Source organism: Klebsiella sp. C360 (genome assembly GCF_048822415.1).
GTDB classification, from domain to species: domain Bacteria; phylum Pseudomonadota; class Gammaproteobacteria; order Enterobacterales; family Enterobacteriaceae; genus Klebsiella; species Klebsiella quasipneumoniae.
Genome location: NZ_JBMEZZ010000002.1, coordinates 478,681 through 503,925 on the forward strand (window position 1 = coordinate 478,681; position 25,245 = coordinate 503,925).

The window sequence follows — 25,245 nt, forward strand, 5'->3', positions numbered from 1 at the left end:
CGCCTGGTGGGATAGGCTCTATGGAATTCCCCCGGGTTGCGGCGTAAACGCCTTACCCGGGCTACGGCTTGCAGACGGCGGTGAACGTGTAGCCCGGCTAAGCGCAGCGCGAGCCGGGAAAAGGCTAACTACGCCAGCCGGCAGGCGTCCGCTTCCCAGCGATAGCCAACCCCGTATACGGCGCGGATAAACGACTGTTCGGCGTCCAGTGCCTCCAGTTTGCGCCGCAGGTTCTTGATGTGGCTGTCGATGGTGCGGTCGGTCACTACCCGATAGTCGTCATACAGATGGTTGAGCAACTGTTCGCGGGAGAAGACCTTCCCCGGCTCCTGGGAGAGGGTTTTCAGCAGCCGGAACTCGGCGGGGGTGAGGTCCAGCAGCTTGTCGCGCCATGAGGCCTGAAAACGCCCCTCGTCGACAATCAGCGGGCTCTGGGCGTCCAGCGCCTGCAGGTCGCGCTGTGGCTTGCAGCGGCGGAGAATGGTTTTCACCCGGGCGACCACTTCCCGCGGGCTGTAGGGCTTGCAGATATAGTCGTCGGCGCCGATCTCCAGCCCCAGCAGGCGGTCGATCTCTTCGATTTTCGCCGTCACCATCACCACCGGAACGTCGGAGAAGCGGCGGATTTCCCGGCACAGCGTCAGGCCGTCGGTGCCGGGCAGCATCAGATCCAGCAGGATTAGATCCGGCGGGGTCTGCCGAACGTAGGGCAGGACCTTGTCGCCATGGTTAATCAGCGTAGGCGCATAGCCGGCGGCCTGCAGATAATCAATCAGCAGCTGGCCGAGCTTGGGTTCATCTTCCACGATCAGAATGCGCGGGGTGTTTTCATCTACAGGCAATTCAGTCATACGTCTCTCGGTAAATCATGTTCCAGAGGTAACTCAACTTTAATGCTAACCCCGCCAAAAGGCGAATGGTCGGCGCGCAGGGCGCCGCCGTGGGCCGCTACGATATTGAGGCAAATCGCCAGCCCGAGGCCAGAGCCGCCGCTGGCGCGGTTGCGCGATCCTTCCGCCCGATAAAAGCGTTCGCACAGGCGGGCCAGCTGCTCATCGCTGACCCCGGGGGCGCTGTCGGCGAAGTCGATCACCAGCATCCGTCCGCTGCGGCGGGCGGTAATGTGCAGGCTGCCGCCGCTGTCGGTATAGCGCAGGCTGTTCTCCAGCAGATTGTTGAAGAGCTGCATCAGGCGGTCGCGGTCGCCGAAGATCATCGCCTGCTCCGGGAGCGACACCTGAATGCTCAGCTGCCGGCCGGCGAAGCGCTCGCGAAACGCGCCTGCGGCCACCTCCAGCAGGGTGATGATATCCAGCGAGGTTTTCTGGTAGGCCAGCGCGCCCTCATCGGACATCGACAGCTGGTGAAGGTCGTCCACCAGCTTGGTGAGGGTGGCGACCTCGGCCTGCAGGGAGGGAATGGACTCAGGAGTGAAGCGCCGGACCCCGTCCTGAATCGCCTCCAGTTCGCCGCGCAGCACCGCCAGCGGGGTACGCAGTTCATGGGAGATGTCGGCCATCAGATCGCGACGCATCTGCTGGTTGCGCTCCAGGGTGCTGGCGAGCTGGTTAAAATCCTGCGCCAGGCGGCCGAGCTCATCGCCGCCGGTCACCGTCACGCGGGTGGAAAAGTCGCCCGCCGCCAGCTTATGGGTGCCTTCCACCAGCCGTTTCACCGGCGCCAGCAGGCCGCGGGCCAGCGGGAAGGTGGCCAGCGCGGCAAGCAGGGTGGCAAGGGCAACGATCAGCCAGCTGGTGCGCTTCTGCTGCCGGTCGAAGTTAATGTCGGTATTGCGGGTTAGCCTTTCCACCGGCGAGGCGATCACTCTGCCTACCTCCACGCCGTTGACCATAATGCTGCGCTGGCTGCCGTCCTCCGGCACGCGCTCGCGGGGGCCCACCAGCACGCGGCCAGACTGATCGACCACCCAGAACATGGTGCGCCAGCCGTGGGGCGGCATTTCCGGCCTCGGGCGCGGGCCGTCAGGGGGGCCATCCGGCGGCGGCCCGTCCGGACCGGCGTCCGGCGCGTCCATCGCCCCCGGCTTAATGGCGTGCCCCGGCGGCGAGCGGTCGTCATTATCCCGTTCGAAGGTGCGCAGCAGCTGGAAGATAAAGCGGTCATTATTGCGCAGAAACGCCCAGCTGCCGTGCTGGGCATACTGCTCGCTCAGCGCGTCGCTGAGCATGGTTAACCGCTGCTCATTGCCGCGCTTGATGTAATCGATAAACCCGCGTTCGAAACTGATACGCACCGCCCAGTGCATGCTGATCAGCAGCACGATGCAGGTGGCGAAAATAGCGAGGAACAGCTTACCGGTAATGCCCGGGCGCCAAAATTTCACGATCCACTCCTGTTGCGTCGACGAATGACGGTATTACTTCCGACGTCATCCGGTACCCGGGAAAAGATGAGCGCTGGCAGGGCGATGATCGCCGCCATGCTCAGATAGGTATAGAGAAAGACCTGATGGGTGCCGGCGGCGTCGAGGCTCAGATGCTGCTGGCCGTACAGCCCCAGCAGCAGCCCGGCGATGGTCACGCCAATACTCATCGACAACTGCATCACCATCGACAGCAGACTGTTGCCGCTGCTGGCCAGATCGTCGGGGAGATCTTTCAGGGTCAGGGTATTCATCGAGGAGAAGCGGCTGGCGTTGATCATCCCCTGCAGAAACAGGATCAGCGGCAGCACATAATACCAGCCCGCCAGGGCGCTAAACATAAACAGCAGGCTGACCGCCGCCAGGCCCAGAGTGCTGGCGACCAGCACCCGACGATAGCCGAAGCGGTTGACCACCTGGACCACGATCCGCTTCATCCCCATGCTGCCGAGCACCATCGGGATCATCATCAGCCCGGCGTGGAAGGGGCTAAAGCCGAGGCCGATCTGCAGAAACACCGGGGTCATAAACGGCAGCATGCCGCTGCCGATGCGCCCGGCGAAGCTGCCGCCGAGGCCAAGGGAGAAGGTGCGGTTGCGAAACAGGTTGAGGCTGAACAGCGCCCGGGCGTTACCGCGGGCATGCCACAGGTACAGCAGCAGGGCAGCGAGGCCGACGGCCACCAGTCCCGCCAGCCAGGCGGGGGAAATGCCGAGCCCTTTCTGGCCGTCCAGGGCCAGGGTCAGGGTCGCCATCCCGGCCGCCAGCAGCACAAAGCCGGCGAGATCGAAGCGCCGGGTCTGCATGGTGTAGTTGGGCATCAGGCAGAGGGTGGCGATGGCCCCGACGATCCCCACCGGGATGTTAATAAGGAAGATCCAGTGCCAGGAAGCGTACTCCACCAGCACCCCGCCCAGCGCCGGGCCGAGCAGGGGGCCGACCTGCCCCGGCAGAGTAACGAAGGTCATCGCCGCCATGTACTGATCGCGCGGGACGATCTTCATCACCGTCAGGCGGCCGACCGGCACCATCATTGCGCCGCCGACCCCCTGCAGCACCCGGGCCATCACCAGCTGGTCGAGGGTGCTGGCCTGGGCGCAAAACAGCGATCCGGCGGTAAACAGCACGATGGCGGTAAAGAAAATATTGCGCACCCCGACCCGGTCGGCCAGCCAGCCGCTGGCCGGGAGCATCACCGCCACCGTCAGGACATAGGAGACGATGATCATATGCATATGCAGCGGACTCTCCCCGAGGCTTTTGGCCATCGAGGGGAGGGCGGTGTTGACGATGGTGGTGTCCAGCGACTGCATAAAGAAGCCGAACGCCACTATCCATAGCTGCCAGCGCACGCTGGCCGGGAGGTCTGTCATCTTATTCGCTTACCGGTTGAGTGGAATGACGCGAAAAACGCAGCCGCAAACGGTCAAAGAAAAGATAGACCACCGGCGTGGTGTAGAGCGTTAACAGCTGGCTCATCACCAGACCGCCGACGATGGTGATCCCCAGCGGCTGGCGCAGCTCGGAGCCGTCGCCGCCGGAGAGCACCAGCGGCAGGGCGCCGAACAGCGCGGCGAGGGTGGTCATCATAATCGGCCGGAAACGCAGCAGGCAGGCCTGGAAAATCGCCTCTTCCGGCGTCAGGTTGCCGGTGCGCTGCGCCTCAAGGGCAAAATCAACCATCATGATGGCGTTTTTCTTCACGATGCCAATTAATAACATGATCCCGATAAGGGCGATGAGGCTGAACGGGGCATCGAATATCTCCAGCGCCAGCAGCGCGCCCACCCCGGCGGAGGGCAGCGTCGAAAGGATGGTCAACGGATGCACATAGCTCTCGTAGAGCATCCCCAGCACGATATAGACCGTGGCGATGGCCGCGAGGATCAGGATCACCTGCGCGTTCATGGTCTGCTGGAACACCTGAGCGGTACCGGCAAAGGAGCCGCGTACGGTGGACGGCACCCCGAGCTGGGTCATCGCGCGGTTAATCGCCTCGCTGGCTTCCGACAGCGAGCGGCCGGTGGGCAGGTTAAAGGAGATAGTGGACGCCGCCGACAGCCCCTGGTGGTTCACCGACAGCGGGGCGTTGGCCGGCTGCCATTTGGCGAAGTAGGCCAGCGGGATCGGCTTGCCCTCGCTGTTGATGACAAACATCTTATCCAGGGCGCTGACGTCCTGGGTATAGGCCGGGTCGACCTGCATCACCACTTTATACTGGTTCAGCGGCTGGTAGATGGTGGAGATCTGCCGCTGGCCGAAGGCATTGTTCAGCAGGTTGTTGGCGTCCTGAACGCTGATGCCAAGGCGCGACATGGTATCCCGGTCATAGACCAGGTCCATTTCGGCGCCATTGTCCTGCTGATCCGAGTTGACGTCCGCCAGCTCAGGCAGCGCCGCCAGCGCTTTGCGGATCTTCGGCTCCCATTCGCGCAGCGCCGACAGGTCATCGGACAGCAGGGTGTACTGATAGCTGGCGTTCGACTGCCGGCCGCCGACGCGGATATCCTGCACCGCCATCAGGAACAGATTGGCCCCGGGCTCGTTGGCCAGCTTTTTGCGCAGCCGGTCGATCACCTGCTGCGCCGTCTCGTGGCGCTGGTCGCGCGGCTTGAGGGTGATAAACATCATCCCGCTGTTGACCCGCGAGCCGCCGGTAAACCCGGTGACGTTATCCACCGCCGGATCTTCGCGAATGATCTGCATAAAGTCCTGCAGCTTGCCGCGCATCGCCTGGAAGGAGATGCTCTGGTCGGCCTGAATGCCGCCCATCAGCACCCCGGTGTCCTGCTCCGGGAAGAAGGTTTTCGGGATCGAGATATAGAGCCAGACGCTGAGGGCGATGGTGCCCAGCACCACCAGGCCGGTCAGGCGGCTGTGCTTCAGCACCCATTTTAACGACTTACCATAGCCGCCCTGCATGGCCACCAGCAGGCGGCCAAAGCCGCGGTTGCGCGTCGGCTGGTGGGGTTTGCCGCTTTTCAGCAGCCAGCCGCACATCATCGGCGTCAGGGTGAGGGAGACCGCCAGCGAGATGCCGATCGCCACCGACAGGGTGACGGCGAACTCGCGCAGCAGGCGGCCGGGCAGGCCGCCCATCAGCAGCAGCGGCAAAAACACCGCCACCAGCGACAGGCTCATCGACAGGACGGTAAAGCCGACCTCGCGGCTCCCCTGCAGCGCCGCCTGCAGCGGTTTCATCCCCGCCTCCAGATGGCGGGAGATATTTTCCAGCACCACGATGGCGTCATCGACCACGAAGCCGGTGGCAATGGTCAGCGCCATCAGCGACAGGTTGTTAAGGCTGAAGCCGCACAGGTACATGGCGGCGAAGGTACCGATTAAGGAAACCGGGACGGCGACGGCCGGGATCAGCGTCGCGCGCCCGGAGCGCAGGAAGAGGAACACCACCAGGATCACCAGCGCCACCGAGATCACCAGCGTCTGCTCCACCTCCTCCAGCGAGGCGCGAATAGTCGGCGAGCGGTCCTGGGCGATCTGCAGATCGATGGCCGCCGGAATGGTCTGCTGCAGCTCCGGCAGGCGGGCGCGGATGCTGTCCACCGTCTGGATGATATTGGCTTCCGGCAGTTTGCGGATCATCAGCAGGATCGCCGGTTTGGCGTTGGTCATCCCGGCGTTGCGCACATCCTGCACCGAATCCGAGACGGTGGCGACATCCCCCAGCCGCACCGCGGCGCCGTTCTGGTAGTGGACGATCAGCGGCTGATAGTCGGCGGCGGTCTTCAGCTCATCGTTGGTCTGCACCTGCCAGCGGTGGGCGCTGTCCTCCAGCGCCCCCTGCGGTTTGCGTACGTTAGCGTCGCTGATGGCGGTGCGCACCGCGTCCAGCGACACGCCCTGGTTGAACAGCGCCTGCGGATTGAGATCGACGCGCACCGCCGGCAGGGAGCTGCCGCCGACGTCGACATCGCCGACGCCGTCGATCTGCGCGATGGTCTGCGCCAGCTGGGTGGAGGCGAAATCATACAGCTCACCCTGGGAGTAGGTGTCCGAGGTCAGCGTCAGGATCATGATCGGCGCATCCGACGGGTTGGCTTTGCGGTAGGTCGGCCGGCTAGGCATCCCGCTCGGCAGCAGGCTTTGCGCGGCGTTGATCGCCGCCTGGACGTCGCGCGCCGCGCCGTTGATATCGCGGTCGAAGTTAAACTCGAGAATGATGCGGGTGCTGCCCAGCGAGCTGGAGGAGGTCATCTCATTGACCCCGGCAATCCGCCCCAGGGAGCGCTCCAGCGGGGTGGCCACCGACGAAGCCATGGTCTCCGGCGAGGCTCCCGGCAGCGAGGCGCTGACCATGATCACCGGGAAATCCACCTGCGGCAGCGGGGCCACCGGCAGCAGCCGGAAGCCGAGAATGCCGCACAGGGTGATGGCCAGCGAGATGAGGATCGTCGCCACCGGGCGGTAAATGAAGAGGGCGAAAAACTTCACTTACGCCTCCTCTTCCTGACGCGGGAAGCGGCGCTTCAGATGCAGCGACAGGCGGTCGAACAGCAGGTAGATCACCGGGGTGGTGAACAGGGTCAGCACCTGGCTGAGCATCAGACCGCCGACCATGCCGATCCCCAGCGGACGCCGCAGCTCGGCGCCGACGCCGGTGCTCAGCATCAGCGGCAGGGCGCCGAGCAGGGCGGCGAGGGTGGTCATCAGGATCGGGCGAAAACGCAGCAGACAGGCCTGATAGATCGCCTCCCGCGGCGGCATACCCTGCTCGCGCTCGGCGGCCAGCGCGAAGTCGATCATCATGATGGCGTTCTTCTTCACGATGCCGATCAGCAGAATAATGCCGATGATGGCGATCACATCCAGCTCGCTGCCCGCCAGCCACAGCGCCAGCAGCGCCCCGACCCCGGCGGTGGGCAGGGTGGAGAGAATGGTGATCGGATGGATAAAGCTCTCATACAGCACCCCCAGCACGATATACATCGCCACTACCGCGGCAACGACCAGCCAGACGGTGCTGCCCAGCGCCGACTGGAAGGCCAGCGAGCTGCCCTGGAACTGGGTGCGGATATCGGTCGGGAAATCCAGCGACTGTTCGGCGGCGAGGATCGCCTCCACCGCTTCGCCGAGCGAATAGTTGTCCGGCACGTTAAACGAGATGGTGGTCACCGGGAACTGATCGAGGTGGTTCACCGACAGCGGGGTAAAACGCTGCTCCACCGTGGCGATGGCGGTCAGCGGCACGATGCCGCCGTCGCTGCTGGTCAGGCGGATATTATCCAGCGCCGCCAGGCCCGGCGTCGCTTCGGTATCCTGCTCAAGCACCACGCGATACTGATTCGCCTGGGTGTAAATGGTGGAGATCAGCCGCTGGCCGAAGGCGTTGTACAGCGCGTTATCGACGTCCGCCATCGAGATGCCGAGGCGGCTGGCGCTGTCCCGGTCCACCTTGATGTAGGCGGCCAGGCCTTTGTCCTGCCAGTCGCTACTGACGTCGGCCAGCTGCGGCTGAGCCTGCAGGCGGCTGAGCAGCGGCGGCACCCAGGTGCTCAGCGCCTCGAGGGAGTTCGCCTGCAGAGTGAACTGGTACTGGGTGCGGCTCACCGTGGTGTCGATGGTCAGATCCTGGGTCGGCTGCAGATAGAGCGCCACGCCGGGGACGCCGGCCACCGCCTGCTGCAGACGGCTAATCACCGTCTGAACGCGGTCGTCGCGTTCATCCAGCGGCTTGAGGTTGATCTGCAGGCGGGCGCTGTTCAGCGCCGGGTTGGTGCCGTCGACGCCGACAAACGAGGTCAGGCTCTCCACCGCCGGATCCTTGAGGATAATATCGGAAACCTGCTGCTGGCGCTGGGCCATGCTGGCGAAGGAGACCGACTGCGGCGCCTGGAGGGTGCCCTGGATAATGCCGTTATCCTGGATCGGGAAGAAGCCTTTGGGAATAAAGATCCACAGCAGGATCGACAGCGCCAGGGTGCTCAGGGCGACGCCGAGCGTCAGCCACGGATGGTTCAACACCCGGCTCAGCCAGCGGCCATAGACGGCGATCACCCGGTCGAAGAAGCGCTCGCTGGCCCGCGAAAAGCGGTTCTGCTTGCGCAGCGATTCGTGGCTTAACATGCGGGCGCACATCATCGGCGTCAGGGTCAGGGAGACCACCGCCGAGATAAGAATAGCGACGGCAAGGGTGACAGCGAATTCGCGGAACAGGCGGCCGACGATATCGCCCATAAACAGCAGCGGGATCAGCACCGCGATCAGCGAGAAGGTGAGGGAGATAATGGTGAAACCAATTTCCCCTGCGCCTTTCAGCGCGGCGGCCAGCGGTTTCTCGCCTTTTTCGATATAGCGCGAGATGTTCTCGATCACCACGATGGCGTCATCCACCACAAAGCCGGTGGCGATGGTCAGGGCCATCAGCGTCAGGTTGTTGATGGAGAAGTCGAGGAACACCATCACCGCGAAGGTGCCCACCAGCGACAGCGGCACCGCGACGCCGGGAATAATGGTCGCCGGGACGTTGCGCAGGAACAGATAGATGATCATCACCACCAGGGCGATGGCCAGCATCAGCTCAAACTGCGTGTCGCGCACCGAGGCGCGAATATTGGTGGTCCGGTCGGAAAGAACCTGCACCTTCACCGATTTTGGCAGGCTCTCGGTGAGCTGCGGCAGCATCTGGCGAATGCTGTCGGCGGTGTCGATAATGTTGGCCCCCGGCTGACGCTGGACGTTCATCACGATGGCCCGCTGCTGGTTGGCCCACGCCCCCAGCCAGCTGTTCTCTGCGCCTTGTTCGACGCTGGCGACGTCGCCAAGGCGGATCGGCGCCCCGTTCTGATAAGCGATAATCAGCCGGCGGTAATCCTCAGCGGACTGCATCTGATCGTTAGCGGAAAGCGTCACCGCGCGGGCCGGGCCGTCGAGGCTACCTTTCGCCGAGTTGACGTTGGCGCTGGTGATGGCGGTGCGCACGGTTTCGCTGGTCAGGCCGAGGGCGGCGATGGCCTGGGCGTTCAGCTTGACCCGCACCGCCGGGCGTTGGCCGCCGGCGAGGGTCACCAGACCGACGCCGGAAACCTGAGAAATCTTCTGCGCCACCCGGGTCTCCACCATATCCTCCACCTGGGTCATCGGAATGGCCGAGGAGGTGACGGCGAGGGTCATGATCGGCGGATCCGCAGGGTTGACCTTGCTGTAGACCGGCGGGTTGGGCAGATCGCTCGGCAGCAGGTTGGTGGCGGCGTTAATGGCCGCCTGCACTTCCTGCTCGGCGACGTCCAGCGGCAGGGTCAGCTGGAACTGGAGCGTGACGACCGAGGCGCCGCCGGAGCTTTGCGACGACATCTGCTTAAGGCCGGACATCTGGCCGAACTGGCGCTCCAGCGGGGCGGTGATGGCGGAGGTCACCACGTCCGGGCTGGCGCCCGGATAGAGGGTGACCACCTGGATGGTCGGGTAATCGACCTCCGGCAGGGCGGAGACCGGCAGAAAACGGTAGCCGATGATCCCGGCCAGCAGGATCGCCACCATCAGCAGCGTGGTGGCCACCGGACGCATAATAAATAGCCGGGACGGGCCGCCGGTGCGGCCTGGGGGTAACACCTGCATCAGGAACGCGCTCCGTGTTTACCGCTCTGGCGCGGGGCGGGCTGCGCCTGCTCGCCGCTGCTGGCGGTGACAACTTCCACTTTCGCCCCTTCGGTCAGGCGGTCAATCCCGTCGGTGACCACGCGATCCCCGGCGGAAAGCCCGGCGCTGATCACCACTTTCTGGCTGTCCTGAATCCCCGGGGTGACGCTGTGTTTGCTGACCTTATTCTCATCGTTCAGCACCCATACAAAATGCCCTTCGTTGCCCATCTGCAGGGCGGCGGCAGGGATCACCACCGCGTTCTGCTGGGTATCCACCAGCAGGCGGGCGTTAACGAACTGGTTGGGGAACAGGGCGTCGTCCAGATTGCTAAACCGCGCCTTCAGCTTGATGGTCCCGGTGGTCGCATCGATCTGGTTGTCGAGGCTCAGCAGCTCCCCGACGCTGATTTTCTGCTTATTGGTGCGGTCCCAGGCTTCGACGCTGAGCGCTTTGCCCGCTTTCTGCGCCTGCACCACCGTGGCGATGGTGCTTTCCGGCAGGGTAAAGACCACGTCGATCGGGTGCGTCTGGGTGAGAACCACAATCCCGGTGGTATCCCCGCTGGAAATCTGGTTGCCGATATCCACCTGCTTTAAGCCGACGCGGCCGTCAATCGGCGCGGTGATGCGCGTCCAGTCGAGCTGCAGCTGGGCGCTGGCGACGGCCGCTTCATCGGCCTTCACGGTGCCGGCGGATTCCACCACCAGCGACTGCTGGGTGTCGAGCTCCTGGCGGGAGACGAGGTTGGTTTTCACCAGCTGCTGGTAACGGGCCAGATCGCGGCGGGCGTTGGCCAGGGTGGCGTTATCTTTCGCCAACTGACCCTGCGCCTGGGCGAGGGCGACTTTAAACTGGCTGGGGTCGATCTGCGCCAGCAGGTCGCCGGCTTTGACCTGCTGTCCCTCCTGGAAGTGAAGGCTCAGTAGCTGGCCGTCGACCCGGCTGCGGACGGTGACGGTATTGGCCGCCGTCACGGTACCCAGCCCGGTAAGATAGCGCGGCACCGCTTGTTCGGTCGCGGTGGCGGCCTGCACCGGCGCCAGCGCGCCGCCAAAGCGACCATGGCGCGCGCCGCCCGGTCCCTGCGGACCCTGCCCGGCGGCGGGCGTCCCGCTGCCGCTCGTTCCACGGTCGTGCCAGAACCAGTAGGCGGTCCCGGCGATAATCACTACCGCCAGCGCGGCGCCCCAACGACGTATGTTACTGCCTTTCATTAGTTTTCGGTCTCATCCTGAAGCGTTTCGCTGAATGATACTAGTTTAGTGAGGGAAGGGGCCGTAAAAATGGAGGAATTATGAAAAGAAGGTTGAGAAATGTCTGGATAACGGCGGCGATGGCGGGCGGTCTCGCCGCCGATTTCCGGGGTGATATCAACTTTTAGTTTAAAAAAGTAAAAAATAGTTGTATCCGCAAGGGCTTTAATTAGATTTATGCGGTGAATAAATCAGTGCATTTCCATAATAATAAAATATGCACTTAAAAATCAACGTGTTGAATAATCAGGGGTCATTGCTGTGGCAAACGCAAACAAACTCACGCTCTTCATCGTCATTTTTATGCTGATGGGGATCCTCTCCGGCGCGGCTATCCATGCCTACGCGACGCCGACCACCATCTCCGCATGGGCAGACAACATCACGCTGCTGACCGATCTGTTTCTGCGCTTAATCAAAATGGTCATCGCGCCGTTGGTGTTCAGCACCCTGACGGTCGGTATTATGCGCCTCGGCGAGACGGCGACCATTGGCCGGGTGGGCGGTAAGGCGATGGTGTGGTTTATCACCTCGTCGGTATTGTCCATTCTCGTCGGGCTGGTGATCGTCACCTTCCAGCACCCGGGCGCCGGGCTAAACCTGACGGTGCCGAAAGAGGCGGTGGATACTGGCCTGGCGGTCAGCGGCATGAACCTGAAAGGGTTCCTGTCGCATACCATACCCACCAGCATCACCGAGGCGATGGCCAACAACGAGATCCTGCAGATCGTGGTGTTCTCGATGTTCTTTGGCATCGCCGGCGCGTCGCTGGGGGAGAAGTTTAATGCGCCGCTGGTGGCGGCTCTTAACGTGGTTTCGCACATTATGCTGAAGGTGACGGGCTATGTGATGTACGTTGCGCCGCTGGCCATCTTCGCCGCCATCTCGTCGGTGATTGCCTCGCAGGGGCTGGGAATTTTGCTCAACTACGCGTCGTTCATTGGCGGTTATTACCTGGCGGTGCTGCTGACCAGCGCGGTGCTGATTGCCGTCGGCTATATGGTGCTCAAGAAAGAGGTCTTCCGCCTGCTGAACATGCTGAAAGATCCGGTGCTGGTGGCCTTTACCACCAGCAGCTCGGAAGCGGCCTATCCGAAGACCCTCGAGCGGCTGGTGAAGTTTGGCTGTTCGCGCAATATCGTCTCGTTCGTCCTGCCGATTGGCTACTCATTCAACCTCGTCGGCTCGATGGTCTACTGCTCCTTCGCCGCGATGTTTATCGCTCAGGCCTATAACGTGTCGCTGAGCTTCAGCGAGATGACGGTCATGATGCTGACCCTGATGCTGGCCTCAAAAGGCATCGCCGGGGTGCCGCGCTCGGCGCTGGTGGTGCTGGCGGCCACCATTCCCAGCTTCCATATTCCGGTTGCCGGGATCCTGCTGCTGATGGGCATCGACCACTTCCTCGATATGGGGCGCTCCGCCATCAACGTGCTGGGCAACGGCATCGCCACCGCCATGCTGTCGAAAAACGAAGGTCTGCTCACCGACGAGGAAGCGCAGCCGGACTGGGAAGCGGAAAAAGTGGAAGCCTGATCCTGCCGCGCCCTCGCGCAGAGGGCGCCATTCCACATGGAAAAAAAGACCCCTGACAGGCACGTCAGGGGCAATGTGACGAAGTATCAGTTTTCCTCGTAAATAGTCTTTTTTCTTATATAAAGGCGCGCGGTAACGTCTTTATACCGAGGAAGCGTCAGAGTTTAACGTTATGTCTGGCAGCGCTGGCGCTTTTTTAGCATTCAGCGGCTATTTTCAGATTTCCGACAATATAGCCAGGTGAAAATCTTATTTTCTTCTGCACGCTATTTGCCTACCAGCGCTCACGTAACAGATTCATAAACTGGAAAAAGTCGTGGTTATTATTCAGGCTGTATTTTTCCATTATCTTATTCTTATGATAAGCGGCGGTGCGGGGGCTGACGCGCTGCAGGGCGGCGATTTTACTCATATCGAGACCTTCGAGAATACCGTGCACCACGGCGGTCTGGGAGCGCGACAGCACGCGATGCGGGCAGCTGGCGCAGCTGAGCTCCCGGCCTGCGTCGTCGGTGGCCGAAGGCGCCATACAATGCTGGAGCTCGCTTTTAATAATCGTCAGCAGTTGCGGAATACTGGCCGTCTTGAGCGAGACAAAAATGACCCCTTTCAGGCAGTTAATCATGAAATCCTCTTCCGGCAGCTGGTCGTAGCTGTGGAGGATAATCAGCGAACTGCCTTTTTTCCTGTTTTTAATCAGCGTATTGCACAGGTAGATTTCGCCGGGGATCACTTCGCAAATGATGATGTCTTCCCCTGACAGGTCATTATTCCGCCAGGAAAAGCGTGCCCGCTGATCGCCCCGGGTGAGGTCATTGACCATGGCGACCAGCGATTCACGGACAAAGGTGTTACGGGTATTGATGGTGACATTAATGTTTCTCATGGCGTTATTTCCTTACGCAAAAACATAACGCCATGCTGTGACACATCCTCCGGGCGTATGCGGTGTGTTGACTGTATTAAAGTGCCTACAATATGTTTTTATTATTCTACAGTGAATTATTTACGACGCATTGAACGCTTATCGTTGAAGGTAAATTTCTGCCGTCTCCTGTCTTTCAGATAGGAAATAAAACTGTATACAGAGATGCTGAAGAAAAAAATGCATAGCAATAAAACTAACCACGTTTGCATGGCCATTGTTTATACCTTGTTTGTGTTGCATGGTGTCAGAATTTGCCGCGAACGGCTAATACGTTTTGTTATATGCTTTTCTGTCCAATGAAAATCATACGACATCATCCTTATGTAGTAGCACTATAAGAAAGTTCTTAAGGTCATCGTCAGTCTCATTCCTCTCATTTCTCTCAGAAAATGAGAAAAATTAACACTTGCGAGTCATTCATATCCAGCACGGCCGCCGACATACCCCGTCTATCAGGAGATAAAGGCCAGCCCCTTACCAAAGATGGCGCGTACGGGCAGGTGGATCCCCTGCTGGCGAGCCTTGTGGCGCAGGCGGCTAACCACCACGTCGATGCGGTGCAGGTCAGGCTCGCTTTCATGGGCGAACAGGCAGGCATGGAGATCCAGCTTGCTGCACACTTCGTTGCGATTGCGCATTAAGAGTTCCACCAGGCGATATTCCTGCTGGGTTAACTCCAGCGTCCGGGCGTCGGGTGAGATCAGTTTATCTTCGTGCAGACGCCAGAGCCCGGTGGCGGGGGGAGAGACGGCGCTGGCCGTCTCCGGCGGCGGGGAGGCCGCCGGGCGATCCTGCCGCAGGCGGGCGCCGAGGGCGGTCAGGGTCTCCGCGAGGTGGGCGAAGTTAACCGGCTTGATCAGGTAAGCATCCGCCCCGAGGCTCAGCGCCTGCAGTTTATCCTGCTGCTGGCCGCGGGCGCTGACCACCACCAGACCGTAGTGGCCCAGCTCATGCAGGTAGCTCAGCACGCTGAAGCCATCCTCGCCGGGCAGACCGATATCTATCAGCACGATGTCCACCGGATGGCTGTGCAGCTGCCGCCAGAAGGCTTCGGCGCTGCACGTCCCCCAGACCTCGAAGCCGCGATAGCCCAGCCAGGCCAGCAGTTCATCCAGCAGATCGGGGTTATCTTCTATTATCGCCAGCCGTAAAGCCATGCGTCGTTCTCCTCTTAAGCAACCGTGGGGAGGGTGAGAATAAAGGTGCAGCCGTCCGGGCCATGCTCGGCCAGCCACAGTTTGCCATCATGAGCCTGCACGATCTGGCGCGCAACATACAGTCCTAGACCGGTGCCGCCCGGCACTGGCGACGTATGTTCCCCGCGCCGATAGCGCTCAAAGATCAGTTCCGCCTGTCCGGCGGGGAGGCCAGGACCGTAGTCGCGAATGCGCAGCTCTGTTTGCCCGGCATCGGCGTGAATATCGATGGTGATTTCGCCCGGCGGCGAATACTTGACCGCGTTATCCAGCAGGTTGGCGATGGCGATGCACAGCAGGCCGGCGTCGGCCTGTAGCTGCGGGCTTTCCACCGCGCCGTGATGGCGAATGTTCAGGTAATGGTCGTGAGAGATAGCCACTACCGAGGCCGCCATAGTGATCACCGTCAGCAGGGCGGTCTGCTGGCGGTCGACGTGCAGATCGTGGGAAGCGAGCCGGGCGTCGGCGAGGCAGTTATCGGTGAGCTGCACCAGACGGGTGGCGGCGCGGCCGATGCGATCGAAGCGCGCCTCCTGGCTGTCCGACGCCGCCGAGAGGCGGAGATTCTCCAGCGCGGCCTGGATCACCGCCAGCGGGGTGCGGAATTCATGCGCCACCATGCCCATAAACTGCCGCTGGTGGAAGCTGGCCTCGCGCTCGATCTGCAGCTCGCGCGCCAGGCGCTGCTTCTGCTCCAGCTGGCGGTTTTCAGCGCGCACCCGCAGGATGGCAATGATCAGCACCGTAATGATGTGGACGATCAGCGCATACTGCCAGAGGGAATAGATCGCCATATGAAACGGGATAATACCGTGGATCGACAGCTGCACCAGCACCGCGGCGGCGACATAGAACGGCGGCAGGAGCCCCAGCAGGAGGGTGTTGCGGTCGATAGCTTTTTTGCGCCACAGCCACCAGGAGGTGAACAGAAGCACCGGAGTGATAATGATAAAGATCACCCCTTCAATCTGCATGGCGAGGCCGTAAAACCCCAGCGGAATGCTGACCTGCAGCAGCAGGTTGAGCGCCACGGCGGCGATCAGCAGCCGGTAAAGCCGCGGCATATTTTTCTTCAAATCAAATATCTCGCTGTGCAGCCACAGGGCGGTGGCATAGCTGAACAGGGAGAGGCTGCTGATCATAAAGTCCTGGAAGGGCAGCGCGGCGCGGCCGAAAAACCACTCCGGGAAGCCGTGCAGGGCGGCTACCAGCGGATAATTGAGCGAGAAGAAGCAGATGCCCCACAGCAGACGCCGGCGCAGGGCCAGGGCCAGCCATAGCGCCACGCCGCTGGCGACCGCTGCGAGGCCAAAATAGAAGCTCCAGAAGGCGGTGTCGGCGGTGGCCCGCTGCAGATAGGCCTGCGGAGAAGAGAGGGAGGCCAGCAGGATCAGGGTGCTGGTGCTTTGCAGGCGAAAGACCATCTCATAGCCGGCGGCGGTGGGCGGCGGAGGGAGGATCAGCACGCTTTCCCGATAGTGGAGATCGCTCTCCCGGGCCAGGTCACGGTCGCCAAAGGTCCGCGCGGTCCACGGCGCGTCGCTGCCCAGTGGCCGGTAATAGAGAGTCAGGTGGTCGACGAAAGAGGGACCAATCTGCAGCCAGCGCGACTCGCCGGCAAACCAATCACCCGGCAGCTCGCTGCGCAGCCACAGGGTTTTGCGTGAATAGCCGAAGGAGGGGATTTGCCGGGTGGTGGCGAGCTGGTCCACGGGCAGGTCGGCAAAGCGATCGATGGTCATCTGGCCGCTGTCGTCCGCGTACCATTCGACGGGGATATCTGTTCCCAGTTGTCGGGGCGCCGACTGCGCCTGCGGGGCGATCAGCAGCAAGAGCAATCCGCAGCTGACCAGCCAGCCTGCCAGGAACCGCGGCCGGCAACGCCGGACCGCTGCGAAGATCGCAGACACCCTTTTCAATCACGCCCCCTTGCGGCATGCAAAGATTACTGACCGCAGACGACTGGCTACGGTATGGATAATACGCCCCCGGAAGCGGAGGAAAGTGGACAGGCCTGTCCGGACGAACAGGCCATTTTGCGTGGGAGACCAGGAATATTCCAGCGTAATCTGCAGCGCCGCGATCAGGACAGACCTGCTGCACGGCAGCGCCGGGCAAGGGCTAGCGGAAAACCACTTGCGCCCAGCGGGCCAGCCCGGCGGTTACTGAGCCAAAATCATCGCCACCGGCCAGCGGAATACCCGGGAGCTTGGCCGCCAGCGCCTTTTTGATCAGCGGTGAGCGGGCGCTACCGCCGGTCAGATAGATCACGTCCGGGGTGGTCTGGCTGCTGTCGATGGCAAGCTGCACCTGTTCCATAATGCGGCTCAGCGGCTGATCCAGCGCCGCTTCCAGCCCCTGCCGGGCGATGGCGGTGGCCAGCTCGTCCTGAATAAACGGCAGCGCGGTCTCGACGCTGTCCGCGCTGGAGAGGGCGATTTTGCTCTCTTCGGCGCTGCGCACCAGACGATAGCTCAGGCGCTGACGCCAGACCTTCAGCAGCAGGGCCACTTTATCGGCATCCCGGGCGCTGCGCAGCAGGTCGTTAAGCAGGCGGCCATTGGCGGTGCTGTAGAAGTCGCTCTGCGCCGGGACGTCGTTGATCGCCACCGCGTTCCACCACGGGAGGATCGGCAGCGCGGTGCCTTTTTCCGTTTCGCCGCCCATGCCGAGCAGGGGCATCAGGCATTTGAAGGCCAGGGCAATATCGAGGTCGTTACCGCCGATGCGGCAGCCGCTGTGGCCGAGCAGGCTCTGCTGGCGGTCGGCGCGCTCCCGCCACTGCGGGCCCATCAGCAGCAGGGAGCAGTCGGTGGTCCCGCCGCCGATATCGACGACCAGCACCCGCTTCTCTTCACTGAGGGTGGCTTCGAAATCCAGCCCGGCGGCCACCGGTTCAAACTGGAAGACCACATCGCGGAAACCGGCGCGGAGGGCGGCCCGCTCAAGGATCCCCTGCGCCTGGGCGTTGGCCTCGTCGCCGCCGAGGCCCTGGAAGTTGATCGGCCGGCCTATCACCGCCTGGTCGATCTGCTCGGGCAGCTGGCTTTCCGCCTGCAGCTTGATGTGCAACATCATGGCGCAGACCAGGTCTTCAAACAGGGCCACCTGCTGCGGCTTGAGGCCGCTGGCGCCGAGGAAGGACTTTGGCGATTTGACGAAGTAGACCTCTTCCGGATCTTCAACATACTGATGCAGGGAGGCGAGGCCGAACTGCACGCTGTTGCGCAGCACCTCAATGTCTTCGTCGCGGTTGGCGGCGATGGCCCGGCGCAGCAGCGCCTGGTTTTCGTCGCTGTGGGTCGGCACCTCGTGATGGCGATAGAGCCACTCGCTGACCGCTTCGCGCGTCGGCGCGCAGAGCATGGAGGGCAGCAGCGCGCTGCCGTTTTCCAGCGTCAACAGCTGGGGCTTGTTTTCCCGCATCACGGCCACCGAACAGTTGGCGGTGCCGTAGTCAAAACCAATAAACATCGTCTGCAAAATCCCCATGCCGGTGAAGAAGGGGGGCGACTTTAGCGGATCGCCGTCATGCCGACAACCGGAATTTAAAAGCAAGGCGCTGACGGTGAAGGGCGACTATCATTGAAACGCTATATAAAGGAGAGCTTATGGTGCTGTTACCCTGGACCCCGCCCTACGACTGGGGGTGGATGGTTGGTTTTCTGCAGGCGCGCGCAGTCGCCGGCGTCGAGCGTTTTCATGACGGAGGCTACAGCCGCAGCTTTCGCGTAGCAGGCCACGGCGGGCTGATTCATCTGGCGCCGGACGAGGAGGCGCAGGGCCTGCGGGTGACGCTCTCCCCGGGGCTGCAGCCGGTGGCGGAGATCTGCTATGCGCGAATTGGCCAGCTGTTTGATCTGGCCTGCGACCCGCAGCAGGTCGCTCGCACGCTGGGCGACCTGGCGCAGGCGCGGCCGGGGCTGCGCCTGCCCGGGGCGCTGGACGCTTTCGAACAGGCGGTGCGCGCGGTGCTCGGCCAGCTGGTGAGCGTGGCGATGGCCGCCCGGCTCACCGCCAAAGTGGCGGCCGGCTGGGGCGAACCGCTGGCGGATGCCCCCGGCTATGTTTTATTCCCAACGCCGGAGGCGCTTTCCCGGGCCGATCCGCAGGCGCTGAAGGCGCTGGGGATGCCGCTTCGCCGCGCGGAGGCGCTGATCCACCTTGCCCGGGCGGCGCTCAGCGGCGAGCTGCCCCTGACCGCGCCGACGGATATCGACGCCGGGCTGCGTGAATTGCAGACTTTGCCCGGGATTGGCCGCTGGACGGCCAGTTATTTTGCCCTGCGCGGCTGGCAGGCGAAGGATATCTTTTTGCCGGACGACTACCTGATTAAACAGCGCTTTCCGGGAATGACCCCGGCCGCCATCGCCCGCTATGCTCGCCGCTGGCAGCCGATGCGATCTTATGCGCTGTTGCATATCTGGTATACCGATGACTGGGCGCCGGCGGCGGAATAGCCGTCCGGGGCGCATACCACTGGTATCGGGGCGCTGAAATCCCTATAATTGCCGCGTTTGGCGGTCCGCCGCCACCCTCCATCTCTATCCAGGTTAATCAGGTCGCAAAAATTTATGACTGATATGTCCCATCAGTGCGTCATTGTAGGCATCGCCGGCGCATCGGCTTCTGGCAAAAGTCTTATTGCCAGTACTCTCTATCGCGAATTGCGTGAACAAGTTGGCGACGAACATATTGGCGTCATTCCGGAAGACAGCTATTACAAAGATCAAAGTCATCTGTCGATGGAAGAGCGCGTCAAAACTAACTATGACCACCCGAGCTCAATGGACCACAGTCTGTTGTTCCAGCACCTGCAGATGCTGAAAAGCGGCCAGCCGATTGAGCTGCCGGTCTACAGCTACGTCGAGCATACCCGCACGCCGAACACCATTCACGTCGAGCCGAAGAAGGTGATTATTCTTGAAGGGATCCTGCTGCTGACCGATGCGCGCCTGCGTAACGAGCTCAACTTCTCTATTTTCGTCGACACCCCGCTCGATATTTGCCTGATGCGCCGCATTAAGCGCGACGTTAACGAGCGCGGCCGCTCCATGGACTCGGTGATGGCCCAGTATCAGAAGACCGTGCGCCCGATGTTCCTGCAGTTTATTGAGCCGTCGAAGCAGTATGCCGACATCATCGTGCCGCGCGGCGGCAAAAACCGCATCGCGATTGATATTCTGAAGGCCAAAATCAGTCAGTTCTTTGAATAACCTGGCCGAATTGTGTAACGTGCAAAGAGTAGCCCTGTTGCCCTCTCCGCCGCGAAGCGTGCGGGAAGCAGCCTTATAAGGAGAAAGCCCATGCGTCTGTGTGACCGAGATATCGAAGCCTGGTTGGATGAAGGGCGACTGGCCATCAATCCGCGCCCGCCCGTTGAGCGTATTAATGGCGCGACGGTTGATGTACGGCTGGGTAATAAATTCCGCACCTTCCGCGGCCACACGGCGCCGTTTATCGATTTAAGCGGCCCGAAGGCCGAGGTGAGCGCCGCGCTGGACCGCGTGATGAGCGAAGAGATCGTTCTGCCGGAAGGGGAGGCCTTTTTCCTGCATCCGGGCGAACTGGCGCTGGCGGTGACCTATGAGTCGGTCACCCTGCCTGCCGACCTGGTGGGCTGGCTCGACGGACGCTCCTCGCTGGCGCGCCTGGGGCTGATGGTGCACGTGACCGCGCACCGCATCGACCCGGGCTGGTCCGGCTGCATCGTGCTGGAATTCTACAACTCCGGCAAGCTGCCGCTGGCGCTGCGCCCGGGGATGCCCATCGGCGCGCTGAGCTTTGAACCATTATCGGGCCCGGCGGCCCGGCCATATAACCGCCGTGAAGACGCCAAATATCGCGACCAGCAGGGCGCGGTGGCGAGCCGAATCGACAAGGATTGATAACGTCAACGGGGTGTTGCTGAGGGTGCCATGAGACGAATACTGACAACGCTGATGATCCTGCTGGCGGTCATTGTCGCCGGGCTTACCTCGTTGGTATTGCTGGTCAATCCCAACGATTTTCGCGCCTATATGGTGCATGAGGTGGCAGAGCGCAGCGGTTATCAGCTTGAACTCGATGGCCCGCTGCGCTGGCACGTCTGGCCGCAGCTCAGCATTCTCAGCGGGCGCATGACGCTGACCGCCAGAGGCGCTGAAGAGCCGGTGATCCGCGCCGACAACATGCGCCTCGACGTGGCGCTGCTGCCGCTGCTTTCGCACCAGCTGCAGGTGAAGCAGGTGATGCTCAAGGGGGCGGTGATCCAGCTGACCCCGAAAACCGAGGCGGTTCGCGACAGCGCGGCGCCGGTGGTGCCGCATGACAACACCCTGCCGCTGGCCCCGGAGGACCGCGGATGGTCCTACGACGTGCGACAGCTGCAGGTGGCCGACAGCGTGCTCTTCTTCCAGCATGAAAACGGCGAGCAGGTGACCGTGCGCGATATCCGCCTGCAGATGGAGCAGGATGAGAATCACCGGGCCACCGTCGATTTCTCCGGCCGCGTCAACCGCGACCAGCGCGACCTGGCGCTGAACTTCTCCGCCACCGTGCAGGGCGGCGACTATCCGCATTCGTTAAAAGCCGACTTTAGCCAGCTCAGCTGGCAGCTGTGCGGCGCCGAGCTGCCCCCCGACGGCATCAATGGTCAGGGGAGTCTGCAGGCCAGCTGGCAGGAAGATAGCAAGACCCTGCGCTTTGATAATCTGAACCTGATGGCCAGCGGCAGCACCCTCACCGGCAACGGCAGCGTGGTGCTGGGAGAGCGCCCGGACTGGTCATTGGATCTGCATGCCACCACCCTGAATCTCGACAGTCTGCTGGCGTCCTCTTCGCCGGCGACCGACAGCAGCGCCAGCCAGCAGGGCCAGAGCCAGACGCGCCCGCTGCGTCCGGTGATCGCCGACAGCGATGAGCGCGAAGATTACCAGAGCCTGCGCGGCTTTACCGGTCGGATGGTCCTGAGCGCCGACCAGCTGCAGTGGCGTGGCCTGAACTTCACCCAGGTGCAGAGCGAGATCAGCAATAAGCAGGGGCTGCTGACGGTCAGCAAAATGCAGGGCAACCTCGACGGCGGCCAGCTTTCCCTCCCCGGCACCCTTGATGCCCGCGGCGACACGCCGCAGGCGACGTTCCAGCCGGCGCTGCAGAACGTGGAGATCGGTTCGCTGATCAAAGCCTTCAACTATTCCTTAAGCCTGACCGGCAAGCTGTCGCTGACCGGCGAGTTTTCCGGAGCGCGCATTGACGCGGATGATTTCCGCCGTCGCTGGCAGGGCCAGGCGCAGATCCAGATGACGGATACCCGTACCGAAGGACTTAACTTCCAGCAGCTGGTGCAGCAGGCCGTGGAGCGCAGCACCAACGTCCGGGCGCAGGAAAACTATGACAACGCCACCCGGCTGGATGCCGTGAGCAGCCAGCTGACGCTGGATAACGGGCTGGTGACGCTGAACCGCGTGCAGGGGCAGTCCGACGTGATGGCGATGACCGGCGAAGGACAGCTCGATCTGCAGAAAGAAAACTGCGATATGCGCTTTAACGTGCGCGTGCTCGGCGGCTGGAAAGGTGAGGGCAAGCTTATCGATCGCCTGAAGCAGACCGCCATCCCGCTGCGCATCTACGGCGACTGGCAGTCGCTGAGCTACAGCCTGCAGGTGGACCAGATCCTGCGTAAACAGCTGCAGGATGAAGCGAAGCAGCGCCTCAACGACTGGGTCGAACGTAATAAAGGCAGCAAAGAGAGCAAAGATGCCAAAAAGCTGCTCGATAAGCTGTAATCGTCCAGACCAGCAGCCCGGGACTACCGGGCTGTGAGCATGTCGTCCAAGTGTGATGTCACGTTGATGCCTGGCGGCGGCTACGCCTGACCCGGCCTGGGATGTGCAGCGGGAGGTAATCCCCCGGTTTGTGTCGCCATCCCGTAGGCCTGATAAGCGAAGCGCCATCAGGCAGTATGGCGGCGGTAGAGCATCAATTCCCCGTGATCTGAGAATGTCGTCCAGGTGTGATGTCACGTGGATGCCGGGCGGCGGCTACGCCTGACCCCGCCTGGGTTGTGCGGCGGGGGTAATCTCCCGGTTTGCGTCGCCATCCCGTAGGCCTGATAAGCGAAGCGCCATCAGGCAGTGTGGCGGCGGTAGAGCATCAATTCCCTGTGATGTGAGCATGTCGTCAAAGTGTGATGTCACATTGATGCCGGGTGGCGGCTACGCCTGACCCCGCCTGGGTTGTGCGGCGGGGGTAATCCCCCGGTTTGCGTCGCCATCCCGTAGGCCTGATAAGCGAAGCGCCATCAGGCATGGGTTTGATTAGCCGTCCCACCGCCCGGGATACCCCGGACCGTTTTATGCCTGACGATTACACCTCATAATCCAGCTCATCCTGCTTTGCCGGCGGAACGATCTGCACCTTTTGCACCCGATGGCTGTCGACCTGCAGCGTACGCAGGGTATAACCGTCAATCTCAATGGTTTCTCCCACCTGCGGCACATGCTGCAGATACTCCATCAGCAGACCGGCAACAGTGTGGTACTCACGTTTATCATCCAGCGGCAGCGGAACATACTGCACCAGATCCTCCAGCGGCATATGGCCGTTAACCGTCCACGAACCGTCCGGATGGTGCTGAATATCGTGCCTGGCGTCGATCTCCTCCACCTCGTTGGGCAGATTGCCGGCAATGGTCTCCATCACGTCGCTCAGGGTCACAATCCCCTCGACGGAGCCAAACTCATCCACCACAAAGGCAAAATGGGTGCGGGCCTGACGAAACTGCTCAAGGGCGGAGAGGAGCGGTAACCCTTCCGGAAAGACCAGCGGCTGGCGCACCAGCGCCTGCAGATCCAGCGGCTCCTGGCGCAGGGACTGCTGGAGCAGGTCGATAACATGCACCACCCCCAGCAGGTCTTCATTATCTTTCCCGCCGGTCACCACCAGCCGGGTGTGCTGATTTTTCTCCACCAGGCTGCGGATCTCTTCCTCCGGCGCGCTGAGGTTGATGCGCTCGATATCATGGCGGGAGGTCATAATACTGCTGACGCTGCGCTGATTCAGGTTCAGCACCCGCTCAATCATCAGCCGTTCCTGCGGATTAAACAACGGATGATGGTCCTGATCGGCGACCAGCGACGCCGTGTCAGCATCCAGTTCAGCTTTATCTTTCTGCCCGCTCAAAAGATTCATTACCGCCTCGGTAGTGCGCTGACGCAGCGTCATATTGGCGGAGAGAAAGCGACGGCGGTTAAACAGCGCCAGCTGGTTAAGGGCTTCAATCATCACCGAGAAGCCAATTGCCGCATATAAATAGCCTTTCGGAATAATAAAGCTGAAGCCTTCAGCAATCAGGCTGAAGCCGATCATCAGCAGGAAGCTCAGACAGAGGATCACGATGGTCGGGTGGCTGTTAACGAAGCGCGTCAGCGCCTTGCTGGCCATCAGCATCAGGCTGATAGCGATGATCACGGCGGCCATCATCACCGCCAGGTGGTCGACCATGCCGACCGCGGTGATCACCGAGTCGAGCGAGAAGATGGCGTCGAGCACCACGATCTGCGCCACCACGGCCCAGAATTTGGCCCCTCTGCGCTGGGTGGGATTATCGCTGTCTTTTCCCTCCAGCCGCTCATTAAGCTCGACGGTCGCTTTAAACAGCAGGAACAAGCCGCCGAACAGCATAATTAAATCGCGGGCGCTGAAGCTGAAGTCGTGAAAAACAATCAGCGGTTTGGTCAGGGTGACGAGCCAGGAGATAGAGGCCAGCAGCAGGAGACGCATCACCATCGCCAGCATCAGGCCAGTGATCCGCGCGCGGTCGCGCTGGGCGGGCGGGAGCTTCTCAGCGAGGATAGCGATAAAGACCAAGTTATCGATACCTAACACCAGTTCGATAACGACCAGCGTGACGAGACCTGCCCAGATTGACGGATCGGCAATCCATTCCATATGTATTAAAACCTGTACGACTGCGGTATGTGTTACCCCGATCATGGATAAGATGGGTATAAAATGCAATAACGACGCGGATAGCGCCCTGCCACGGGTGGATATATTTCCAGCAGATTAAGCGAACCGATAAGAATTATGTTCCGGTAAAGAACAGTGAAAAAATAACACTATGGCGGTTGCCTGGAATAAGCGGGCCAATATCAGAACGTCTGCCGCTGGGTTTCCGCCAGGGCGCAAAAGCGGCGTTGTGCCACCATTCGTCGCAGCCAGAGGTGATGCCCACGCTGTGGGGGAAGAGCGAAATTCCTCGTAAAATCGGCATAATTCAGCTCATAAAGGGGGCGCAGAATAGGGCGGCTCCTGGTTTTATTCCGCCGATTATGGCTTGTATAGCGACCTGTCCAGCGGTAAATGCTG

At 61.7% G+C, this 25,245-nt stretch carries 17 protein-coding genes; 5 read left to right on the forward strand and 12 right to left on the reverse strand.

Features of this window, described 5'->3' with window-relative positions:
* Nucleotides 1-128: 128 nt before the first annotated feature.
* Genes baeR through ACOI7D_RS08320 form a run of 6 tightly spaced genes read right to left on the reverse strand, consistent with a single transcriptional unit; the run spans nt 129 to nt 11,196 of the window.
* Nucleotides 129-851 carry a two-component system response regulator BaeR gene (gene baeR, locus ACOI7D_RS08295; RefSeq protein WP_023290397.1) on the reverse strand — a complete coding sequence of 241 codons (723 nt, stop codon included), beginning with the start codon at nt 849-851 and terminating at the stop codon, nt 129-131.
* Entirely contained in the window at nt 848-2,344 is a 1,497-nt protein-coding gene (baeS, locus tag ACOI7D_RS08300; protein ID WP_109547118.1) for a two-component system sensor histidine kinase BaeS, read from the reverse strand. The genes baeR and baeS overlap by 4 nt, the downstream gene beginning before the upstream one ends.
* Complete coding sequence (locus tag ACOI7D_RS08305) at nt 2,341-3,756, reverse strand: MFS transporter (protein ID WP_109547119.1); 1,416 nt, start codon at nt 3,754-3,756, stop codon at nt 2,341-2,343. The genes baeS and ACOI7D_RS08305 overlap by 4 nt, the downstream gene beginning before the upstream one ends.
* A 1-nt stretch (nt 3,757) precedes the next feature.
* Nucleotides 3,758-6,835: a multidrug efflux RND transporter permease subunit MdtC gene (gene mdtC, locus ACOI7D_RS08310; protein ID WP_032453476.1), complete on the reverse strand. Its 3,078-nt coding sequence runs from the start codon at nt 6,833-6,835 to the stop codon at nt 3,758-3,760.
* Entirely contained in the window at nt 6,836-9,958 is a 3,123-nt protein-coding gene (locus ACOI7D_RS08315; RefSeq protein ID WP_023290393.1) for an MdtB/MuxB family multidrug efflux RND transporter permease subunit, read from the reverse strand.
* Entirely contained in the window at nt 9,958-11,196 is a 1,239-nt protein-coding gene (locus ACOI7D_RS08320; protein WP_023290392.1) for an MdtA/MuxA family multidrug efflux RND transporter periplasmic adaptor subunit, read from the reverse strand. Before ACOI7D_RS08320 ends, ACOI7D_RS08315 begins: the two co-directional genes overlap by 1 nt.
* 300 nt (nt 11,197-11,496) lie before the next feature.
* Here ACOI7D_RS08320 and ACOI7D_RS08325 point away from each other — a divergent pair, with 300 nt between their 5' ends.
* Nucleotides 11,497-12,771: a dicarboxylate/amino acid:cation symporter gene (locus tag ACOI7D_RS08325; RefSeq protein WP_109547120.1), complete on the forward strand. Its 1,275-nt coding sequence runs from the start codon at nt 11,497-11,499 to the stop codon at nt 12,769-12,771.
* Nucleotides 12,772-13,045: 274 nt separating this feature from the next.
* Here ACOI7D_RS08325 and ACOI7D_RS08330 read toward each other — a convergent pair whose 3' ends face one another.
* The 5 genes from ACOI7D_RS08330 to yegD all read right to left on the reverse strand — a co-directional run bounded on the left by ACOI7D_RS08330 (nt 13,046) and on the right by yegD (nt 18,369).
* Nucleotides 13,046-13,657 (reverse strand): helix-turn-helix transcriptional regulator, encoded by a 612-nt coding sequence (locus ACOI7D_RS08330; protein WP_023290390.1) that lies wholly within the window; start codon nt 13,655-13,657, stop codon nt 13,046-13,048.
* Between the two features lie 116 nt (nt 13,658-13,773).
* The gene (locus ACOI7D_RS08335) at nt 13,774-13,914 is read right to left on the reverse strand and encodes a small membrane protein (protein WP_004146563.1); all 141 of its coding nucleotides are present in this window, start codon (nt 13,912-13,914) and stop codon (nt 13,774-13,776) included.
* A 237-nt stretch (nt 13,915-14,151) separates the two neighbouring features.
* Nucleotides 14,152-14,856: a response regulator transcription factor gene (locus ACOI7D_RS08340; RefSeq protein ID WP_109547121.1), complete on the reverse strand. Its 705-nt coding sequence runs from the start codon at nt 14,854-14,856 to the stop codon at nt 14,152-14,154.
* A gap of 14 nt (nt 14,857-14,870) precedes the next feature.
* Nucleotides 14,871-16,727, reverse strand: coding sequence for a sensor histidine kinase (locus tag ACOI7D_RS08345; protein ID WP_109547587.1), 1,857 nt, complete (start codon nt 16,725-16,727; stop codon nt 14,871-14,873).
* Between the two features lie 289 nt (nt 16,728-17,016).
* Nucleotides 17,017-18,369, reverse strand: a complete 1,353-nt coding sequence (gene yegD / locus ACOI7D_RS08350; RefSeq protein WP_109547588.1) for a molecular chaperone — start codon at nt 18,367-18,369, stop codon at nt 17,017-17,019.
* Nucleotides 18,370-18,506: 137 nt separating this feature from the next.
* Here yegD and alkA point away from each other — a divergent pair, with 137 nt between their 5' ends.
* The 4 genes from alkA to asmA all read left to right on the forward strand — a co-directional run bounded on the left by alkA (nt 18,507) and on the right by asmA (nt 22,661).
* Nucleotides 18,507-19,355, forward strand: a complete 849-nt coding sequence (alkA, locus tag ACOI7D_RS08355; RefSeq protein WP_087827388.1) for a DNA-3-methyladenine glycosylase 2 — start codon at nt 18,507-18,509, stop codon at nt 19,353-19,355.
* 114 nt (nt 19,356-19,469) lie between these two features.
* Nucleotides 19,470-20,111: a uridine kinase gene (gene udk, locus ACOI7D_RS08360; protein ID WP_002912442.1), complete on the forward strand. Its 642-nt coding sequence runs from the start codon at nt 19,470-19,472 to the stop codon at nt 20,109-20,111.
* Nucleotides 20,112-20,201: 90 nt separating this feature from the next.
* Complete coding sequence (gene dcd / locus ACOI7D_RS08365; protein WP_004151145.1) at nt 20,202-20,783, forward strand: dCTP deaminase; 582 nt, start codon at nt 20,202-20,204, stop codon at nt 20,781-20,783.
* Between the two features lie 30 nt (nt 20,784-20,813).
* Nucleotides 20,814-22,661 carry an outer membrane assembly protein AsmA gene (asmA, locus tag ACOI7D_RS08370; protein WP_109547122.1) on the forward strand — a complete coding sequence of 616 codons (1,848 nt, stop codon included), beginning with the start codon at nt 20,814-20,816 and terminating at the stop codon, nt 22,659-22,661.
* Nucleotides 22,662-23,241: 580 nt separating this feature from the next.
* Here the strand turns inward: asmA and ACOI7D_RS08375 are convergent.
* A complete protein-coding gene (locus tag ACOI7D_RS08375) occupies nt 23,242-24,825 on the reverse strand; it encodes a TerC family protein (protein WP_109547123.1) in 1,584 nt (527 codons plus the stop codon).
* Nucleotides 24,826-25,245 lie beyond the last annotated feature (420 nt).

What these genes read in the sequence shown, in the direction of transcription:
- yegD (WP_109547588.1), bottom strand. Translation starts at nt 18,369, where the DNA reads ATGTTTATTGGTTTTGACTACGGCACCGCCAACTGTTCGGTGGCCGTG.
- asmA (WP_109547122.1), top strand. Translation starts at nt 20,814, where the DNA reads ATGAGACGAATACTGACAACGCTGATGATCCTGCTGGCGGTCATTGTC.
- ACOI7D_RS08305 (WP_109547119.1), bottom strand. Translation starts at nt 3,756, where the DNA reads ATGACAGACCTCCCGGCCAGCGTGCGCTGGCAGCTATGGATAGTGGCG.
- ACOI7D_RS08340 (WP_109547121.1), bottom strand. Translation starts at nt 14,856, where the DNA reads ATGGCTTTACGGCTGGCGATAATAGAAGATAACCCCGATCTGCTGGAT.
- ACOI7D_RS08315 (WP_023290393.1), bottom strand. Translation starts at nt 9,958, where the DNA reads ATGCAGGTGTTACCCCCAGGCCGCACCGGCGGCCCGTCCCGGCTATTT.
- dcd (WP_004151145.1), top strand. Translation starts at nt 20,202, where the DNA reads ATGCGTCTGTGTGACCGAGATATCGAAGCCTGGTTGGATGAAGGGCGA.
- baeR (WP_023290397.1), bottom strand. Translation starts at nt 851, where the DNA reads ATGACTGAATTGCCTGTAGATGAAAACACCCCGCGCATTCTGATCGTG.
- ACOI7D_RS08320 (WP_023290392.1), bottom strand. Translation starts at nt 11,196, where the DNA reads ATGAAAGGCAGTAACATACGTCGTTGGGGCGCCGCGCTGGCGGTAGTG.
- ACOI7D_RS08330 (WP_023290390.1), bottom strand. Translation starts at nt 13,657, where the DNA reads ATGAGAAACATTAATGTCACCATCAATACCCGTAACACCTTTGTCCGT.
- ACOI7D_RS08335 (WP_004146563.1), bottom strand. Translation starts at nt 13,914, where the DNA reads ATGGCCATGCAAACGTGGTTAGTTTTATTGCTATGCATTTTTTTCTTC.
- ACOI7D_RS08375 (WP_109547123.1), bottom strand. Translation starts at nt 24,825, where the DNA reads ATGGAATGGATTGCCGATCCGTCAATCTGGGCAGGTCTCGTCACGCTG.
- udk (WP_002912442.1), top strand. Translation starts at nt 19,470, where the DNA reads ATGACTGATATGTCCCATCAGTGCGTCATTGTAGGCATCGCCGGCGCA.
- alkA (WP_087827388.1), top strand. Translation starts at nt 18,507, where the DNA reads ATGGTGCTGTTACCCTGGACCCCGCCCTACGACTGGGGGTGGATGGTT.